Here is a 279-nt window from a genome sequence, read left to right on the forward strand (position 1 = left end):
GGAACAGGAGCGAGAGGCTATCTGGGTCCATTGGGACCGGGCGGAGGATGTTTTCGACGGGCAGGACCTGAAAGGCCTGCCGGTCGGTTGTTACGGTGACGAAGCCTTCGAGAACGAGATTCTGGGCGATCTCGTATGCGCCAGGGAGTCTGGGATTCCGCTTTATCACGCGATCTACAGGCTCGCAGCGGTGAATGCCGATGGGGTCGCGCGTGTGAGAGTATTTTTTCGCCTACTCCAGCGCCTTGAGGCGCAGGACGGCTGTCCGAAAATCCTTTG

General features: G+C 59.1%; 1 protein-coding gene. It reads left to right on the forward strand.

All coding sequences use genetic code 11. The features are described 5' to 3' along the window. The coding region (locus IG168_RS20780; RefSeq protein WP_226877208.1) for a hypothetical protein at positions 1-279 on the forward strand (279 nt) is incomplete at both ends.

Origin of the sequence: Microbulbifer hainanensis, from assembly GCF_014904735.1 — a bacterium.
Taxonomy (GTDB): Bacteria; Pseudomonadota; Gammaproteobacteria; order Pseudomonadales; family Cellvibrionaceae; genus Microbulbifer; species Microbulbifer hainanensis.